This is a genomic window from Sphingomonas sp. M1A8_2b, assembly GCF_053345535.1.
The window spans coordinates 391,209-409,550 of record NZ_JBKFAH010000004.1 but is presented as its reverse complement, the minus strand read 5'-3'; the positions used below and the strand labels follow the sequence as shown (position 1 = coordinate 409,550).

At 65.4% G+C, this 18,342-nt stretch carries 17 protein-coding genes and 1 tRNA gene; 7 read left to right on the top strand and 11 right to left on the bottom strand.

The window, feature by feature from the left end:
* From ACLBWL_RS17095 to ACLBWL_RS17075, 5 genes are all read left to right on the top strand, one after another.
* The coding region (locus tag ACLBWL_RS17095; protein WP_447795020.1) for a tyrosine-type recombinase/integrase at window positions 1–412 on the top strand (412 nt) is incomplete at its 5' end.
* 151 nt (window positions 413–563) lie between these two features.
* Window positions 564–884 (top strand): hypothetical protein, encoded by a 321-nt coding sequence (locus tag ACLBWL_RS17090; protein ID WP_447795019.1) that lies wholly within the window; start codon window positions 564–566, stop codon window positions 882–884.
* A 55-nt stretch (window positions 885–939) separates the two neighbouring features.
* Window positions 940–2,202 carry a TolC family protein gene (locus tag ACLBWL_RS17085; protein ID WP_447795017.1) on the top strand — a complete coding sequence of 421 codons (1,263 nt, stop codon included), beginning with the start codon at window positions 940–942 and terminating at the stop codon, window positions 2,200–2,202.
* Window positions 2,199–3,350: an efflux RND transporter periplasmic adaptor subunit gene (locus ACLBWL_RS17080; RefSeq protein ID WP_447795015.1), complete on the top strand. Its 1,152-nt coding sequence runs from the start codon at window positions 2,199–2,201 to the stop codon at window positions 3,348–3,350. Before ACLBWL_RS17085 ends, ACLBWL_RS17080 begins: the two co-directional genes overlap by 4 nt.
* A 3-nt stretch (window positions 3,351–3,353) precedes the next feature.
* A complete protein-coding gene (locus ACLBWL_RS17075) occupies window positions 3,354–6,536 on the top strand; it encodes an efflux RND transporter permease subunit (protein WP_447795013.1) in 3,183 nt (1,060 codons plus the stop codon).
* A gap of 171 nt (window positions 6,537–6,707) precedes the next feature.
* Here ACLBWL_RS17075 and ACLBWL_RS17070 read toward each other — a convergent pair whose 3' ends face one another.
* A complete protein-coding gene (locus ACLBWL_RS17070) occupies window positions 6,708–7,454 on the bottom strand; it encodes an SDR family oxidoreductase (RefSeq protein WP_447795011.1) in 747 nt (248 codons plus the stop codon).
* Window positions 7,455–7,582: 128 nt separating this feature from the next.
* Here ACLBWL_RS17070 and ACLBWL_RS17065 point away from each other — a divergent pair, with 128 nt between their 5' ends.
* Window positions 7,583–8,458, top strand: coding sequence for an AraC family transcriptional regulator N-terminal domain-containing protein (locus ACLBWL_RS17065; RefSeq protein ID WP_447795009.1), 876 nt, complete (start codon window positions 7,583–7,585; stop codon window positions 8,456–8,458).
* Window positions 8,459–8,770: 312 nt separating this feature from the next.
* On the opposite strand, the gene ACLBWL_RS17060 is transcribed toward ACLBWL_RS17065, so the two are convergent.
* The 7 genes from ACLBWL_RS17060 to ACLBWL_RS17030 form a co-directional block, all read right to left on the bottom strand.
* Window positions 8,771–9,703 carry a metallophosphoesterase family protein gene (locus ACLBWL_RS17060; RefSeq protein WP_447795007.1) on the bottom strand — a complete coding sequence of 311 codons (933 nt, stop codon included), beginning with the start codon at window positions 9,701–9,703 and terminating at the stop codon, window positions 8,771–8,773.
* A gap of 52 nt (window positions 9,704–9,755) precedes the next feature.
* The gene (locus ACLBWL_RS17055) at window positions 9,756–12,254 is read right to left on the bottom strand and encodes a TonB-dependent receptor (RefSeq protein WP_447795005.1); all 2,499 of its coding nucleotides are present in this window, start codon (window positions 12,252–12,254) and stop codon (window positions 9,756–9,758) included.
* 79 nt (window positions 12,255–12,333) lie between these two features.
* The gene (locus ACLBWL_RS17050) at window positions 12,334–13,281 is read right to left on the bottom strand and encodes a FecR family protein (RefSeq protein WP_447795003.1); all 948 of its coding nucleotides are present in this window, start codon (window positions 13,279–13,281) and stop codon (window positions 12,334–12,336) included.
* Window positions 13,239–13,811 (bottom strand): RNA polymerase sigma factor, encoded by a 573-nt coding sequence (locus ACLBWL_RS17045; RefSeq protein WP_447795001.1) that lies wholly within the window; start codon window positions 13,809–13,811, stop codon window positions 13,239–13,241. The genes ACLBWL_RS17050 and ACLBWL_RS17045 overlap by 43 nt, the downstream gene beginning before the upstream one ends.
* A gap of 62 nt (window positions 13,812–13,873) precedes the next feature.
* Entirely contained in the window at window positions 13,874–14,677 is an 804-nt protein-coding gene (locus ACLBWL_RS17040) for a hypothetical protein (protein WP_447795000.1), read from the bottom strand.
* Window positions 14,678–14,755: 78 nt separating this feature from the next.
* A tRNA-Gln gene (locus ACLBWL_RS17035) sits at window positions 14,756–14,830 on the bottom strand.
* Between the two features lie 52 nt (window positions 14,831–14,882).
* Window positions 14,883–15,992, bottom strand: a complete 1,110-nt coding sequence (locus ACLBWL_RS17030) for a branched-chain amino acid aminotransferase (protein ID WP_447794998.1) — start codon at window positions 15,990–15,992, stop codon at window positions 14,883–14,885.
* 59 nt (window positions 15,993–16,051) lie between these two features.
* Between ACLBWL_RS17030 and ACLBWL_RS17025 the strand changes: the two genes are divergently transcribed.
* Window positions 16,052–16,540 (top strand): MarR family transcriptional regulator, encoded by a 489-nt coding sequence (locus ACLBWL_RS17025; protein WP_447794997.1) that lies wholly within the window; start codon window positions 16,052–16,054, stop codon window positions 16,538–16,540.
* 80 nt (window positions 16,541–16,620) lie between these two features.
* Here ACLBWL_RS17025 and proC read toward each other — a convergent pair whose 3' ends face one another.
* The 3 genes from proC to ACLBWL_RS17010 all read right to left on the bottom strand — a co-directional run bounded on the left by proC (window position 16,621) and on the right by ACLBWL_RS17010 (window position 18,333).
* Window positions 16,621–17,442, bottom strand: coding sequence for a pyrroline-5-carboxylate reductase (gene proC, locus ACLBWL_RS17020; RefSeq protein ID WP_447794995.1), 822 nt, complete (start codon window positions 17,440–17,442; stop codon window positions 16,621–16,623).
* Window positions 17,442–17,948, bottom strand: coding sequence for a YbjN domain-containing protein (locus ACLBWL_RS17015; RefSeq protein WP_447794994.1), 507 nt, complete (start codon window positions 17,946–17,948; stop codon window positions 17,442–17,444). Before ACLBWL_RS17015 ends, proC begins: the two co-directional genes overlap by 1 nt.
* 97 nt (window positions 17,949–18,045) lie before the next feature.
* Window positions 18,046–18,333 (bottom strand): accessory factor UbiK family protein, encoded by a 288-nt coding sequence (locus tag ACLBWL_RS17010; RefSeq protein WP_447794992.1) that lies wholly within the window; start codon window positions 18,331–18,333, stop codon window positions 18,046–18,048.
* Window positions 18,334–18,342 lie beyond the last annotated feature (9 nt).

Sequence of the window (18,342 nt, the reverse complement as noted above, 5' to 3'; positions counted from 1 at the left end):
TTCCGGCGGGCGCGTCCGTGACCGCGCCGTCGTGGTTCAGCAGAAAACCAAACGACCGGTTCAGTTCGAGATAATGGACACGGCGCGAAAGACGATGCGGGCATGGTTGGAGCGACGTGGAGGGACACTGAACGACTTCGTTTTCCCGAGCCGCAACGACTACATGGACCATATGAGCACGCGGCAATATGCCCGCCTTGTGCGCGAGTGGGTGGTCGGCATCGGCCTTCCGGCGCAGGATTATGGGACGCACTCGCTACGGCGCACGAAAGCATCGATCATCTACAAGGCGACTGGTAACCTCCGCGCCGTTCAGATCCTTCTCGGCCATGCCAAGATCGACAGCACGGTGCGCTACTTGGGGGTTGACGTGGAAGACGCTTTGGAATTGGCCGAACGCACCGAGGTCTGAGCGGACCCAGAAGCGGACGCTGAAAGGCTCCTCGCTTCTCCCCAACTCCGGTCACTCGTTCATTCTCAAACCCGACGTGATTGGGTCGAGCCGCCGTACCCGGTTACAGCAATATCTTTATCTGCTACCTCCCCAGGCGATGCGGCGGCTTTTGCCCTTTCTTGCCTGTTTAATGCTCGTCCTGACCGCCTGGGTCGGGGTGGCGCATGCGGCTGAAGTCGGCGGGTGCATCGAGACCAGCCAGTACGAGGCCGCGTCGCACCTTGATGGCGACGGGGATCAGGTCGCTGCCGATGCCGACAAGGGCTATCCACACCATCATGGCAGCTGCCACGCGCACCACATGAGTGCGCCCGACGCCGACACGCTTGCCGGCACGACCGGTCCGGCCGGCTCGATGCTCGCGCCCGTTGCTGGTGCCACGCTCGTCGGCCGCGATGCCGACGCCGCTCTGAGACCGCCGAAAGCCTGACGTGTCGATCGGGTGCGCCGTGCGCGCCCGCGTCCCCGTCGTCAGGAGCATCCCAATGCATCGCACCATCGCGGCCGTCATGGCCGCAGGGGTCTGCGCATCGTCGCTGCAGGCCCAGACCAGTCCGCCGGCCTCGGCCGAACCGGTACTAACCCTCGCCGAGGCGCTGGCCCGCGCTGGCGCATCCTCGCCCTTCCAGGATGCAGCATCCGCCGGAGTCCGCGTCGCCGAAGCACAGCGTCGCGTCGCCGCGCTTCGTCCGAACCCGTCGATCGTCGCCGAGACCGAGAACGTCGCCGGAACCGGCATCTATCAGGGACTGCGGTCGTCCGAGACGACGGTCGGCCTCGCACTGCCGTTCGAACGCGGGGGCAAGCGCAGCGCCCGGATCGCTGTCGCCGAGGCGCAGATCGGCCGCGCCGGTATCCAGGCCGACATCGCCCGTGCCGACCTGCGCCTGCGTGTCGCGCAGACCTATACCGTTGCCGTCGCCGCGCAGCGCCGCCTCGGCATCGCCCGCGATCAGCTCAGAATCGCCGCCGAGGTCCTGCGCGTAGCCCGCGTGCGGGTCCAAGCCGGTCGGGCATCACCGCTTGAGGAACAGCGGGCCGACGTTGCATGCGTAGCCGCCGATGGCGCCGTCGAGCGCGCGGCGCGTTCGGCGGTCGTCGCCACGGCGAACCTTGCCCACCTTCTCGGCATACCCGTTGGAGCGCTCGACGACGCATGGTTCCAACGCGTGGATACGATCCGCCAGTCGCCCGCTCCCGGCACCGCAAGCACGCTGACCGCAGCCGCCGCCCTCGCCGATCTCGACACCGCCACGGCCCAGGTTCGCCTTGCGCGAAGCCAGCGCGTGCCGGACCTCACGCTCAGCGCCAGTGCCCGAAGGCTCGAGCAGACCAACGATGTCGCGGCGGTCTTCGGCGTCTCGATCCCGCTCACCGTCTTCAACGGCGGCCGTTCCGCCGTCGCCGTGGCGAACGCCCAGCGCGACAAGTCCGACGCGCTGCGCCGCGTGGCGCTGCTCGACGCCGAACAGGATATTGCCGAAGCGCGGGTCGATGCAGCGAACGCCGCCACGACGGCGCGCAACGCCACCGGCCCTGCCCTCGCCTCCGCGCAGGAGGCCGCGCGGATCGCTCGCATCGGCTACCGCGAGGGCAAGTTCGGGCAGCTCGACCTGCTCGACGCCGAGCGCACCCTTCTCGATACCCGGACGGCCGCGATCAATGCGCTCGCCGCCTATCATGACTCACAGGCCCGTCTCGAACGGCTCACCACCGCCGCGCCGACGCCCAAGGACACCGATCGATGACCATCACCATGCGGGCGATCGCGCCCATCGCCATCGCCCTGGCCGTTATCGGCTGCGGACGCTCCTCCGAGCAGGAAACGGAGGCCGGCGCCAAAGCGCGTGTCGAAAAGGACAGCAGCCGAGGCGATCCCGCCGTCGCCACTCTGTCGGTCCAGCAGATCGCGGATGCCGGCATCGAGGTAACCCGCCCGACAGTGGGCGGCGTAGCCGGGGCGATCGAGCTGCCGGCGACGATCGAAGGCGATCCGCAGAGCGTGCAAATCGTGTCCGCCCCGATCGGCGGCAGGTTGGTTTCACTCACCCGGAATCTCGGCCAGTCGATCGGTCGCGGCGAGACGCTGGCGATCATCGAAAGCCGCGAGGCCGCCTCGCTCAACGCCGAGGTGGAGGCAGCCGGTGCGCGGTCCGCGCTCGCCCAGTCGAACCTCCGCCGCGAACAGCGACTGTTCGCCGAGCGCGTCTCGCCCGAGCAGGATCTCGTCGCCGCACGCACCGCCGCGACCGAGGCCGGCATCGCGCTGCGTATCGCGCGGCAGCAGCTGTCGGCCACCGGCGGCGGCGGCGGCGCGCTCAATCGCATCGCGGTGCGCTCGCCCATAGCGGGTCAAGTGATCGCCCGGTCGGCCACGCTCGGCCAGCAGGTCGCCGCCGATTCCGAGCTGTTCCGCGTCGCCAACCTCGCCAAGGTATCGGTGACGATGTCGCTGGTGCCCGCGGATGCCGGACGCGTGAAACCTGGCGCGCGCATGGAAGTGACCTCCGCCGGCCGCCGTCAGGAGGGCCGCGTCACCTTCGTCTCGCCGATCCTCGACGAGACGACGCGCCTGGTCCCCGTGATCGCCACGATCGACAATGCTGGCGGCGTGTGGCGTGTCGGCGAGAATGTCGGCGTCTCGGTCCTGCTGCCCGCCAGTGGCGACCGCAGCGTCGCCGTACCTTCGGCGGCCGTGCAGATGATCGGCGACCGGCCGCACGTGTTCGTCCGCATCGCGACCGGCTTCCGCGCCACGCCGGTGACGCTCGGCCGCACCAATGGCGGCACGGTCACCGTGACCGCCGGCCTGACCGGCGAGGAGCGCATCGCCTCCACCAACTCGTTCACGCTCAAGGCCGAACTCGGCAAGGGCGCGGCGAAGGACGAGGATTAAGCCATGCTGTCCCGTATCGTAACGCTTGCCGTCGAGAAGCGCTGGCTCGTCCTGCTGCTGACGCTTGCCGCCGCGCTCGCCGGCGTTTTCGCTATCCAGCGGCTGCCGATCGACGCCGTCCCCGACATCACCAACAACCAAGTCCAGATCAACGTTGTCGCGCCTGCGCTCTCACCCGACCAGATCGAGAAGCAGATCGCCTTCACCGTCGAGACCGCGCTCGCCGGTATTCCCGGTCTCGAATACAGCCGCTCGCTCAGCCGCAACGGCTTCGCGCAAATCACCGCCGTGTTCGACCAGAAGACCGACATCTATTTCGCGCGATCGCAGGTGGCCGAACGGCTGCGGACCGCCGAGGCCGACCTGCCCGACGGCGTGACGCCCGAGATGGGGCCGATCGCCACCGGCCTGGGCGACATCTTCATGTGGACGGTCGAATATCGCGAGCTCGACCAGGTCAACCACCGCAATGGCGAGCCCGGCCTGCAGAAGGACGGCAGCTACATCACGCCCGAAGGCGACCACCTCGTCAGCGAACCCGACAAGGCGACTTATCTGCGCACCGTGCAGGATTGGATCGTCACGCCGCAGCTGAAAAGCACGGCGGGTCTCGCCGGCGTCGACAGCCTCGGCGGCTACACCAAACAGTATCTCGTCGTCCCCGATATCCAGCGGATGGCGGCGATGAAGATCACGCTGAACGACCTCGCCACCGCGCTCGAACGCAACAACACCAGCGCCGGCGCCGGCATCGTCGACCGCAACGGCGAAGGTCTCGCGGTTCGCGCCGACGGCCGCGTCCGCAACGCCGACGAACTCGCGCGCACCGTCGTCGCGACGCGCGAAAGCGTGCCGATCCTACTCAGCCAGATCGCCACCGTCCGCACCGGCCAGGCGCTGCGCATGGGGTCCGCATCCGAGAACGGCCACGAAGTCGTCGTCGGCACCGCGGTCATGCGGATCGGCGAGAACAGCCGCACCGTCTCGACGGGCGTGGGCAAGCGGCTGGACGAGATCGGCCCCGCGCTGCCCGTCGACGTCGTGGTGAAGCCGGTGCTCAACCGCACCGAACTGGTCAACGCGACGATCGCGACCGTCGCCCGCAACCTCGCCGAAGGGGCCGTGCTGGTCATCGTCGTCCTATTCGTACTGCTCGGCAACTTCCGCGCGGCGCTGATCGCGGCGCTGGTGATCCCGGTCACGATGCTGCTCACCAGCATCGGCATGCTCAAGGCCGGAGTGTCGGCCAACCTGATGAGTCTGGGCGCGCTCGACTTCGGGCTCATCGTCGACGGCGCCGTCATCATCGTCGAGAACGCGCTGCGTCGCCTCGGAGAAGCACAGCATGACAGAAATGCACCGCTATCGCTTCGAGACCGCCTGGATCTGGTCACCGCATCGGCACGCGAGATGATCCGCCCGTCGGTCTATGGTCAGGCGATCATCATTCTCGTCTACGCCCCGCTGCTGACGTTCACCGGCGTCGAGGGCAAGATGTTCGAACCGATGGCGCTGACCGTCATCATCGCGCTCGTCTTTGCCTTCATCCTGTCGATGACGTTCGTCCCCGCCGCTATTGCGATAGGGCTGAGCAGGCCGGTCGACGAGAAGGAAAGCGGCATCGTCGGCTGGCTGCGTCGCCGCTACGAACCCGGGCTGGGCAAGGCGATGGGTCGTCCGAGCATGACGCTCGGGATCGCGGTCGGCGCGCTAGCGATCGCAGGAGTCGCCTTCACCACGCTCGGCCAGGAATTCCTGCCGCAGCTCGACGAAGGCAACATCCTCGTCCAAGCGGTCCGTATTCCCGGCACCTCGGTCGACCAGAGCCAGGCGATGCAGTTCCAGGTCGAGAACATGCTCGCGCGCCAGCCCGAGGTCCGCTTCGCCTTCTCGCGCACCGGCACGTCCGAGATCGCAAGCGACCCGATGCCGCCGAACGCTACCGACACCTTCGTGATCCTGAAGCCGAGGCCCGAATGGCCCGACCCGAACCTCGCCAAGGCAGCGCTGGTCGAACGGATCGAAAAACGGCTCTCGACGCTGCCCGGTAATGCGTACGAGATCACGCAGCCGATCCAGATGCGCTTCAACGAGCTGATCGCCGGCGTGCGCGGCGATATCGCGGTGAAAATCTTCGGCGACGACTTCGGCGGCATGAACGCCGCCGCCGACCGCATTGCCGACGTCCTGCGCAAGACCCGTGGCGCGGTCGACGTACGCGTCGAACAGACCGAGGGCCTGCCGATGCTCGACATCCGTCCGAACCGCATGGCGATGTCGCGGATCGGCGTCACGGCCAGCGACGTACAGGACACGGTCGCCGCTGCGATCGGCGGGCGCGGAGCCGGCCTGATCTTCGAGGGCGACCGCCGCTTCCCAGTCGTGATCCGTCTATCGGAGGCATCGCGTTCCGACCTGACCCAGGTGGCGCAGGTCCCCGTGCCGACGTCAGCCGGCGGCTTCGTACCGCTATCGACCGTCGCCGACATCGCGGTCGTCGACGGCCCTAACCAGATCAGCCGCGAGAACGGCAAACGCCGCGTCGTTGTCCAGGCCAACGTCCGCGACCGCGACGTCGCCGGTGTTGTCGCCGACGCGCGCGCTGCAATCGATGCGCAGGTGAAGATGCCGCCCGGCACCTATGTCGAATGGGGCGGGCAGTTCGAGAACCTCGCTTCCGCGCGCGATCGGCTGCTGCTCGTCATACCCGTTTGCTTCGCGGTCATCATGTTGCTTCTGTACGGCGCGCTCGGCTCGATCCGCGACGCGGTGATCGTGTTCACCGGCGTGCCGCTCGCGCTGGTCGGCGGCGTGCTCGCGCTCGTGCTGCGCGGCATGCCGTTATCGGTATCGGCCGCGGTCGGCTTCATTGCGCTGTCGGGGATCGCTGTGCTCAATGGTCTGGTGATGGTCTCATCGATCCACGACCTGATGGCCCGCGGCATCGACCGGGTCCGGGCCGCGCACGACGGCGCGCTCGCCCGATTGCGCCCCGTGGCGATGACTGGGCTCGTCGCCAGCCTCGGTTTCGTGCCGATGGCGCTCGGCCACGGCGCCGGCGCCGAGGTGCAGAAGCCGCTGGCGACCGTCGTCATCGGCGGCCTGATCTCGGCGACGCTGCTGACGCTCTTCGTCCTGCCAACGCTCTACGCACGGTTCGGCGCTGGCGGGCTTCGGAGGATATGACATCCGGGGACGAACTTGATCGGGGGGACGCTTGATGAGCTAAGACTGCCACGACCCACATTCGGTCGCTCAGCTCGCGTTTTCTGCTCCCCAGATCCGGTCGTTTGTTCAGGTCAGCTGCGCCGGTACGATCGAAGGTCAACGGAGGTCAGCAACAGTCCTGCCCTAAGCTCAGGCGCCAGCCAACATGTCGCTCACAATCTTGCCGACCTTTCCGTCCCGTTCGGCAAAGCGGAACGGCGTCACCTCGTCAACGATGATCTCATCCGCGGACGGGTGCGCGATGAGTTGCGCCATCACGTCGTCGGCAAATTTCGCGAGCGGAACGCTGAATGGGGAGTCCTTCAGTCCTTCCAACAGCTCGGTCGCCACTTGCGGGGGGATGATCTCGATCACCTGCGGCACATTTCGCAGAAGGGCGCGCAACGACACTGTGTAGGAATGCAGCGCCGCCTTGCTTGCCGAATATGTCGGTGCGCTAGGATACGGCACGAAACCGGTGCCCGAGGAAACCATGACGATGGCCGCTGCCGGACGATGCTTCAGATGCTCGACGAGCGCGTCGACCATACGGATCGTCCCCAGAAGATTGGTTTCGATCATCCTTTCGGCGCGCGAAAGGTCACGGGCGATCGTGGGATCTTCCACCCCTGAAATACCGGCGCAATTGACCAGCACATTGAGGTCCGGATGCTCTGCGATCAGTCGCCGGGCGACGGTGGCGATCGCGTCGGGGTCGGTGATGTCCAACTCGTAGAACGCCATGCTGGGTCGACCTTCGATCGTTTCCTGCAACGCGCTGCACCGACGACCAGCAACGATGACCGTGTTGCCCAGATCGTGCCAACGATGCGCCAGAGCCTTACCGATGCCGGAGCTTCCTCCGGTGATGAAAATGGTGTTCCCGACGGTATTCATGCTGCCTCCATGCGTGTCAGGCTGCAGATAGGCTGGTGCCGTATGTTCGGCGCACCCGATCCTGCCCGATCTTTGCCTATTTCTGGCAAACCGTTGATCGATGGCGTTCGGCCTGACATGTGCGCGCCATGGATCAGGTTATCGCCGAGCTGGCTGCCACGGTCGCTCGCAAGAGCGAGGAAGGGCTCACGGCCACCCCCATGCCGAATGTCGGGCTGTACAAGGTGAGCCGGTGCATCGACCTGCTGCCGGAAACCTATTGTCCGGTCGTCAGCCTGATATTGCAGGGCGAAAAGCAGCTCTCGATCGGGGATGAGATCCTGATCTATCGCGCTGGGCACACCTTTACCGCGGCTCTTGATCTCCCGGTGCTGGGAAAAATTACCGAGGCGAGTGCAAATCGCCCCTATCTCGCGATCAGTCTCGCGATCGAAGCTGAGATCGTCTCCGGTCTCACCATCAACATGCCTGATTTTATACACCGAGCCGATCGGAAAGGGTTCGCAGTCGATTTTGCTGACCGCGACCTGCTTGATGCCTGGAGCCGGATGCTACAGCTGATCGACCGGTCCGAGGAGGTCGGGATCATGGCTCCGCTGCTGGAGCGAGAGATCTTGTATCGCCTCTTGCGTGGCCCACAGGGCGCGGTCCTGCGGCAGATCGCGACCGCCGACCCTAGGGCATCGCAGATCAGAAAGGCGCTTGCCTTGATTGCGGAAAACTACGCCTGCCCTTTCAGGGTCGAGGACATCGCGCAGTCGGTCGGCATGAGCGGCTCCGCCTTTCATCGGGGATTCAAGGCCGCGACGGGCATGGCTCCACTTCAATATCAAAAAACCCTTCGACTCCACGAAGCAAGACGGTTGCTCTTGAACGAACCGACGAGCGCGAGCTCGGCCGCCTTTTCGGTCGGTTACCAGAGCGTGTCTCAATTCAGCCGGGAATACCGGCGAATGTTCGGCACACCGCCGATGCAGGACATTCGCACGCGCAGGTTGGATTGATCGCCAATCCGAGCTTCCATGTATGCGCGTGAACGGCCGCGCCTATTGCGGTCTACGACCCACAAACGGAAACTCAGCAGCTGCCAGCTGCTTACCGAAACCGGACGCCCATTCATCTTCGACGGCGGAGGACATAGGACAGCAAACGAGCTGAAGAAATTAGTGCGCATGTTCTCCAGCGTCAGTCGCACGCTCGAAAATCGTGAAAAGCTACGGATCGCCGCGATCGCGCGCCGCGAAGGGACTCCAAGCGAGGGTCCCGAACGGCGAGGTAAAAATTGAGAAAGCCCGTGTAGCTCTCGCAAGTTGCGCTCAGATCAGGACATCCTGTCGATCGACACTGGTGAAGCCATAGGTCCTGTACCGGCTCTCCACCTTGCGGCCGGCAATCGTGATGTCGGTATAGCCCTCCGGCGTGCCGAGGAACGAGCCGTGCCAGTCGGCGCCGGCGACGGCACCGGTCGTGATGAAGGATATCCCATTGAGCTCGATCCGCTCATAGACGTGGCTATGCGCCTGGAGCACGGCCAGCACGTCAGAGTCGCGCAGGATGCGCAGCACCTCCCGGCCGTTGACGACGAACGTCCAGTTATGCGGGGTGTCGAGCCAGGATTCGGGTTCGTAGCAGCGCATCGCGGTGACGAGCGGGATGTGCGTCACCACGATCATCCGCGTGCCTTTGGGTTGCGCGGCGAGATCGGCGCGCAACCATGCCAGTTGGGCGGCGTCGACGCGGCCTTCGTAATTGCGGTCGGCGGTCAGGCCGATCGAGTCCAGCACGACGAAATGCACGCCCTTGTGATCGAAGGCGTAATAGCGCGGCCCGAACCGATCGATGTAGAATTGCTTGCCGTAATCGGGCGCGGACGGATCGATACCGCTCTTGGGGAAGACGCCCAGGCAATCGTGGTTGCCGATGACGTGGTGGATCGGCTTGCGCAGATGCGCGCGTTCGGTGCGCTGATAGAGATCCATCAGCAGTGTCGCGCGGTCCCGCCCCGTTTCGAGCGCGTCCTCGACATGGTCGCCGCCCTGGATCACGAAATCGACGGGCGACGCGGAAATCTGTTCGAAGCACTGCGCGCAGGCGCGATCCGCGCCCAGTTCCGGCCGGATGTGGCAATCGCCCACGAACGCGAAGCTGAAGCTGTCGCCGCCGCCTACCGGCTCGGTCGCCGCGGCGCGGGCTGCCAGGGGGACGAGCGGCGCGCCAAGGGCGAGCTTCAGGAGATTGCGGCGTTCCATGGGGCACCTGTCGACAGGAGGATGAGGGGGCATTCCCGATACGCGGCGACGCTCAAAAGTGGACGCGAACGGTGCCGAACACCTGGCGCGGTGCGGCGGTTTGCAGCGTCGTGTACGTGCCGTTCGGATCGGACGTGACGAAACCGGCGGTCCCGGTCGAGGCGATGTATTTCTTGTCGAACACGTTCGTCAGGTTGAACTGGACGTCGAACATGCGGCTGAACCGATAGCCTGCCGACAGGTTGACGTTGACCGCGCCGGGCAGCTTCGTGTCGTTGAGATAGCTGTAATAGCGGGCGCTGCGGTAATGCGCGTTGACCCCGCCCCAGATCGTGCCGTCGTCGTAGTTGAGCTCGGCAGTGCCGACGTTCCTGGGCGACGCCACGACCTGCTTGCCCTTGGTGGCGACGAGCGCGCCGCCGAGCGGCTGGACATCGTCGTCATAGGTCGCGTCGTTATACGCATAGCTGCCGTAGAGCGACCAGCCGCGCGCGAACTTCCAGTTGGCGGCCGCTTCGGCGCCCCTCGACGAGACTCCGCCGACGTTCTGGAGCACGTTCTGGTTGCCGACGATGGTCGCGCTGATCGACGAGGCGAGCAGGCGGTTGGAGAACTTCACGTAATAGCCGGTCAGCGAGAGCTGAAGATCACGATCGTGGAAGCGGTAGCCGGCCTCGAACGTGTTGGTCATCTCGGGCTTCAGGTCGCTGCGGATGAAATCGAACCCGGCCTGCGAACTGCTCGAGAACGGGCCGCTGGAGGTGGACGCGACGAACGCCGCCATGTTGCGCGTATAATCCGCGAACACTTCGTTGTTGCCGTCCAGCGTATACAGCGCGCCGACGGTCGGCAGGAACCAATTCTTCGCCTGGATCGAGCCGTCGATCGGCTTCGTGCTGACGACGCTGTGCGCGCGGTTGGTCGACACCACGCCCTTGACGCCCGCGTTCAGCCGCAGCGCGTCGGTCGCCTGCCACGTGTCGCTGATATCGAGCTGGACGGTGTTCGTGACGTATTCGTTGTAGAAATTCGTCTTGAACGGGTTGGTGTAGAATTTCTGGAACTCGCTCGGCGCGACGCCCTTTTGCAGGCCGTAGAGATACGAACCCTGATCGAAGGCATTGCGTTCGTACCAGATGCCCCCCTCGATCTTGTGATCGCCGGCGGCGAACTTGAGCCGCGAGATCACCCCTTTCCGGTTGATCGCGTAGCGGAGCGCGGACACCGAGACGGGCGAGCCGCCAAACGCCGCGGGCGTCGCGTCGTACGGGCTCGCATAGGTGCCGATTCCCTTGTCGAGATGGATGTAGCCGGTGGTGAACCCCGACAGCCGCGACCCCAGCGTATAATCGAGCTTCTCGTACGCCAGCAGATCGCGCCGTACGCCACCGCCCTGGTAGATCGTGTCGTCGGCGGCGGCGAACGGTGCCGGCGGGGTGCCGCCGTTCTGGACGATCGTGGCGAGTTGCTCGGCCAGCGCGAAATCGCGGATGTTGTCGAACCTGTAGCCATAGGTCTTGAGGCGGGCGAGCGAGACGTCGTTGTAATCGTCCTCGCGCCGATCGATCAGGTTGAGGAACGTGGTCGACTTGACCGCGTCGCCCAACGGCTGGACGTATTTCGCGTTGATCTGGTCCTGCACCTGCTTGCCCCAGCCACGCCATTTGCCTTGCCGGTCATGCGCGTAGGACACCGCCAGCCGGCCGCCCCACGGCAGCTCGCCGCTGTTGACGCGAGCAAACGAGCGCCACGAATTGGCGCTGCCGTAGCTTTGTTCCAGATCAATGCCGAGTTTGTCGGTGGGATCGATCGAGGTGAAATCTACGGTGCCGCCGATGTTGCTGGTCGAGGCCGTGCCAAGCGCGCCGCTGCCCTGCGAGAGCGTCGCGGCGCCGTTGTTCTCGCTGAGCAGCGCACGGTTGATCGAAAGGCCGTTGTTGTTGCGGTACTGCATATTGCCGAGCGGCACGCCGTCGAGCGTGAAGCCCATCTGGTCGGTGAGGAAGCCGCGGATCGAGAGCTGCGTCGCCGCCTCGTACGTGCCGTGCGCGTCGGAGGAGTCGAAGTTCACGCCGGGCAGTCGACCGAGCGAGCGCAACGGCGACGATCCGCCGGTCAGCTTCGCCATCGCCTTGGCGGAGACCGTCTGGACCTGGCGGGACTGGCCCTGGCCCAGTACGACGATATCCTGTCCCACGGGGCTGGTGGCCGCGGTGTCGGTGGAGTCCTGCGGCGGTTCGGCCGGAGTGACCTTCAGCGATATCATCGAGGGGGTTTCCTCGGCGATCATCAGCCCCTGCCCCGCGATCAGACGGCGGAGCGCCTCGCCGCGCGTGAACCGACCGCGCAACGCCGCCGAACGACGATTGGCGACGGCATCGTAGGGAAAGCTGACATGCACACCCGCCTGCCGGGCGAACGCGTTGAGCGCGGTCGCGGTGTCGGAGGCCTTGATGTCGAACGCGACGCTTGCCGCCTGCGCCTGCGCACCGGCGGCAACGGGAATCGCCGCCACCGCCACGATGGCCGTCGTCGTCAAAAACTTGAACATGAAATCCCCGCATCGCACCGTGTGTCGGAGCAGGGATGGATGAGCGCGGACAAACCGCCATCGACCGCGAAAATAAATGCTACGCGCGGGTCAGGACTATCCCTCCGGCCGAGCCTGCGGTCGCGCGGATGCCGAACGAGCTGCGCAGCGCGCGCAGGAATTCCGCGGGCCGGGTGGTCGCGAAGCTGCCGCCCACACGGAGCCGCGACAGCGCGGGATCGCCGACCACGATCTTGTTCGGCAGATACCGGTTCATTTCGGCGACCGCATAGTCGAGGCTTTCGCCGTTGAGCACCAGCGTGTCGTGCTGCCACGCGGTGACCCCGCCGAGATCGTCGCGCGGCTGGACACTGACCTGCCCCGCCGTGACGAGCGCGACCTCGCCCGCACCGATGCGCAGCGTCGATCCATCGGCAATGCCGCCCGCCAGTACCGCCAGTTCGCACCCCGCGCCGCGCAGCCGGACGTTGTACGCGCCGGGATCGAGCTGGAACTGCCCCCCCGGCGTCATCAACTGCAGGCGCTGGTCGGCCGCCAGCCGCAGCGCGATCTCGCCGCGATCGAGCCAGAGCCGTGCAGGCGTTCCGTTGCGCCAGTAGACGCGGCTATCGGTATTCAGGTCGAGCGATATACCGGGCGTCACCGCGACCGCCATCCGCTGACCGACCCGCGTCTCCGCCATATCGCGCGCCGCAGCGCGGTAGGCGATTCCCCCACCGACCGCGGCAACGGCCACGATCGAGCCGGCAGCACGCAGGAGCTGGCGCCGGTTCGGCCGCGCGACGGTTTTCGGCACGGGCTGCGTTTCAGGCGAAGCCCTCGTCTCGCTCCGTGTGCCGCGCAGTGCGTCAAGATCCCGCCACATACTGGCGACCTCTGCAAAGGCTACGGCATGGCGAATATCGGCGTCGCGCCACGCCTCGAACGCCGCGACATCCGCCGATCCCGCGTCGAGCGCGGCCAGCCAGCCGGCAGCCTCGTCGGTCAGGTCGGCATGACGCTGCGGAATGTCGGAACGGCCTGGCACGCTTCCTCCGCCTGCGCTTCGCTATCGCGCCGGGCTCTCGTGATGAGCGCCAGCCCCTTAGCGATATGCTTTTCCACGGTCGAGACCGATATGCAAAGCGCTTCGGCGATGGCGCCCGGCGGCATCCCCTCGACCTTCCGCATGCGCAGGACACGCGAGCATTGCGCGGGCAGCGCGTCGATCAGGTCGAGCAGGCGTTGCAACTCGGATCGTCCCGACGCGATTGCAAAGGCGTCGGGCGCCGGGTCCGCGACTCCCAGCAGATCGAGCGAGGCAAACGCGTCGATCCGCACCACGTTCGCCCGTCGCAATCGTTCGAGGGCAAGATTGTGCACGATCGTCAAGACGAAGCCGCGCGGCGTGACGATCGCGCGGTAATCCGGCGTCTTCAGGACCCGCGCATAGGCATCCTGGACCAGATCCTCGGCATTGTCGCGGCCGCACAGATACGCCGCCTTCGCGCGATAGGCCGCCGCATGCGGCAGCACCTCGGCGAGAAACCAGCGGTCGATGTCACGCAGCCAGCTCAACACATGCTCCAAAAGCCATGCTGAGCCGCCTAGCCCGGTATTCTTACACGACGGGGACAGTGTCAATGAAACGTGGCATTCGAACGCAGCCCTCTGCTAATGCCCTGCGGCTGTATGCTCGCCCCCCGTAAAACGACCCATAAGTCGCCGTTCCCGGCGCTTTTCCGCGTTCCCAACTTCCGACATTCATTCATCGGTTCGCGACCGACCTGCCGCGCCGCGGGAATGGCGAAAATTGGGACATTTTTGCCGTTCGGCACCGCGACTGCGAATGTCCGGCTACGCCTAAACCGGCCGTTCGCCGGACCCTGAAAACCCTCTCTCCTATGATCAGGCCTGAAGACGATCCGGAAAGGCAGGTTACGAGACACGACAACGGGATGACGGACATCCAAATTGATCGGTGCCGGCTTCCACATCTGACCCTTGTCAGCCGTTCCATAGGCGATTGCCAGGCCACAGATGCGGAAATAGTCGATGAAGGCCAGATTGGCGACCGAATGGCTTTCGGCGTTATATGGAGTTGATCGCTGCAGAGTGCAGATTTCGCCGAGCCGCTCTTCATACATGGCTTTCGCGATCGCCTGAAGCTCACGCTCGGTTATATCGGTCTTACGCCTAGCTTCTTGCTCGAGCATCTCCAGCACCCTCGGCGTCACCGACGTGAGCGCCGCTCCCATATTGCGTGCCGCGTTCCTGTTCGTAGTCCGCAGCGATAGGCGCACATCTAGGGCACCATTGTCGAACAAACGATGAATTCGGCGCCACCAAAAAATGTGCCCACGCCGATAGACATGCTCCAGAGAATCCAAACCGGAGGCCTTCCCGGCCAGCGCATTGGCACAATGAGATGCACAATCGTGCATGTGCCAACGAGCCGGCCATCATGGTCATCCAGCTTTGTCAGATACTTAGTAGATCATTGGCTGAGATTACCAATGACTTGGCTGGGGCGGCAGGGTTCGAACCTGCGCATGGCGGCATCAAAAGCCGCTGCCTTACCACTTGGCGACGCCCCAACAGAGGCGGCCTTATAGCGGGGCCGCCGGATGTGAAAAGCCCTTCCGCGCCTCAATCGGCGAGATGGTGCAGCCAGCCATTGGCGTCAGGCGCCGTGCCGCGCTGGATCGAGACGAGCGCGTCGCGCATCCGCATCGTCAGCGCACCGGGAGCACCGTCGCCGATCGTGAAGCGGCCCTCGGGACTCGCTACGGTACCGATCGGAGTCACGACCGCCGCGGTGCCGCAGGCGAATGCCTCGACCAGGCGACCGCTCGCGGCGTCAGCCCGCCACTGGTCGATCGTATAGCCTTCCTCGCGGACCTCGACGCCCTGGGCTCGCGCCAGCGTGATGATCGAATCGCGCGTGATGCCCGGCAGGATCGTACCGGTCAGCGCCGGCGTCGCCATGCTGCCATCGTCGAACACGAAGAAAATGTTCATCCCCCCCAGTTCCTCGACCCAGCGCCGCTCAGCCGCATCGAGGAAGACCACCTGGTCGCAACCGTTGCGGATCGCCTCGGACTGCGCGAGCAGGCTGGCGGCGTAGTTGCCGCCGCACTTGGCCGCGCCGGTGCCGCCCTGTGCAGCGCGCGTGTATTGCTGGCTGACCCAGATCGACACGGTGGGCGCGCCACCCTTGAAATAGGCGCCGACCGACGAGGCTAGCACCATGTAAAGATATTCCGCCGAGGGCTTCACGCCGAGGAACACCTCGGACGCGAACATGAACGGGCGCAGGTAGAGCGCGCCGCCATCGCTTTCCGGGATCCAGTTCGCATCGGTCTTGACCAGCCGCTCGACCGATTCGAGGAACAGCGCTTCGGGCAGTTCGGGCATCGCCATGCGTCGTGCCGAATCCTGGAACCGGCGCGCATTCGCCTCGGGGCGGAACAACGCGGTGCCGCCATCGGCGAGTCGGTACGCCTTCATCCCCTCGAAGATTTCCTGCGCATAATGCAGCACCGACGACGCCGGATCGATCGTCAGCGGCGCGCGCGCGGTGATCCGCGCATCGTGCCAGCCTTCGGTTTCGCTATAGCGGATCATCGCCATGTGATCGGTGAACACACGCCCGAAACCCGGATCGATCAGCCGCTTGGCGCGCTCGTTCGCCTCGACCGGAGTCGCGTTCGGTTCGTGCCGAAACGCGGAGGGCGACGTAATTGCTGGAGCGGACATCGAAAATCTCTCTCGTGGCGGGTTGCCGACGACTACGGGCGATGGCTAAACCGGTCAACATGCCTGCCACAGCGTCCTCCGCCTCACCCCTGTTCCTTCGAGAACCCGAACTCCGCCGCGGCATGGAGCTGCTATACTTCGGGTATAGCCACCTGACGCGGTCGATCGACGCGGGCCTGGCGGAACAGGGACTCGGCCGTGCGCACCACCGAGCGTTGTACTTCATCGCGCGCAAACCCGATCTGACGGTCAGCGAATTGCTGTCGCTGCTGGCGATCACCAAGCAATCGCTCGGCCGGGTACTGAACGAGCTCGCCGAACGCAAGCTGGTCGAGACGCGCCCCGGCGAGCGCGATCGACGCCAGCGGTTGCTGCGCTTGACGGCAGAGGGCGCGACGCTGGAGCGCGAACTGTTCGAGGCCGCGCGCGTCCAGATGGCCGCCGCCTATGCCAGCGCCGGCCAGAGCGCCGTATCCGGATTCTGGGCGGTGCTCGAAGGTCTGGTGCCGGAAAGCGACCGCTCGCAGGTGTTCGGCCTGCGCGGTTAGTCGCAAGGCCAATCGCGAGCGGCGGTGTTTCTCGCGACGATCCGACCAACCCCGTCATCCTGACGAACGGCATCCCGCCCTTAACGCGCGGCGGCGGCCATTTCGCGATTGCGGCGTTCGGAGGCTTCCAGCGTCTCAACGAGCAACGTCACCAGCGCATCGTCGCGGTCGAGCACGTTCAGCCCTTCCCGAGTCGAGCCGCCAGGACTGGCCACGCGATCGGCCAGCACCGCGGGAGATACGTCCGAATCGGCCGCCATGATCGCCGAGCCCTCCAGCGTCGCGATCGCGAGCCGTGCGGCCTGATCGGCGGGCAGTCCGAGTGCGGCACCGGCCTTCGCCAGCGCGTCGGCAAAGCGGAACACGAACCCCGGACCACACCCCGCCAGCGCCGTCACCGCATCGAAATGCGCCTCGTCGGCGATCCACTCATAATGCCCAAGCGGCGCTGCAAAGGCTTCCGCCGCGGCAACGGCCTCGTCGGGGGCATCGCGCGCATACAGCGACGTCACGCCCTTTCCGATCGCCACCGGCAGGTTGGGCATCGCGCGGACGATCGTCTCCGCCTCGAAGCGCCGAGCCAATGCCGCATGGTCGACCCCGGCGAGGATCGACAGCAACAGCTTCGGCACGCTGCGCAACGGCGCGAGCAACGCCTGCGCCGCATCGATCTGCTGCGGCTTGAGCGCCAGCATGAGCGTCACTGGTGCATCCTCGTCGGGTAGCGCGGTCATCGATCGGACGCCCTCGGGTGCCCCCTGCCCGCTTCGCGTGATCACGGTCACGGTCGCAGGATCGAGCCCGGCCGCGATCCACCGCCGCAGCATCGCACCGCCCATGTTGCCGCAACCGATCAGCCACAACGGGCCTGCCGGAAAGCCCTTGCTCGCAATGCCCGTCATCAAGCCTCGCCGTGGGTTTCGATCAGCGCCGCGGCGATCGCGTCCTTGGGACTCTTGCCGCCCCAGAGGACGAACTGGAATACGGGGTAAAAGCGCTCACACTCCTCGATCGCCGATTCGACCAGCAGTTCGGCCGCGTCCAGCGACATCGTCCCGTCGTCGCCGCCATCGACCATCGCCGCGTGTCGGAACAACAGGATGCCGCTCGTCGACCAGAGTTCGAAATGGCCGATCCAGAGCTGTTCGTTGACCAGCCCGATCGTCTCGTACACAGCCAGCCGTCGCTCGTCGGGCACCTTGATGTCCGGAAACGCAAGGAATTGCAGCACGCTGTCGTCTTCGCGCCAGAGCGCGCGCAGCTCGTAGGTCGTCCAGCTGCCCTTGACGGTCGCGACGATCTCATCGTCATGACGCTCATGCTCCCAGCCATGCGCAGCGTAATAGCTTTCGAGCATGTCGATCGGGGCGGCGTCTTCGTGGTCGTGATCTACTTGGTCGAGCATCATAGGGTCCTGGCGGTCCTTATCGCACAACAAAGGGTGCCGAGGCAAAAATGCTTCGGCAACCCTATCGAACACGTTTCCGCGGAAAACTGTGGAAAAGTCAGTCGACCGATACCCCGGCCGGCGCATGGACTGCAGTCTGCGCGGCCGTTTTCGCCTCGATGGCATCGAGCCGTGCCTTCAACACGTCGTTTTCGTCGCGTGCCGCGGCAGCCATTGCCTTGACCGCGTCGAACTCTTCACGGCTGACGAAGTCGAGCCCGCCAAGCCATTCGCGTGCCCGCTCGCGCGCGCCTGAACCGGCTTCGCGGCCGACACCGGCCAGCGTACCCGCAGCACCGTTCAGGACCTTGACGATATCGTCGAATACGCGGTTTTCGGACTGCATTGCTTCAAT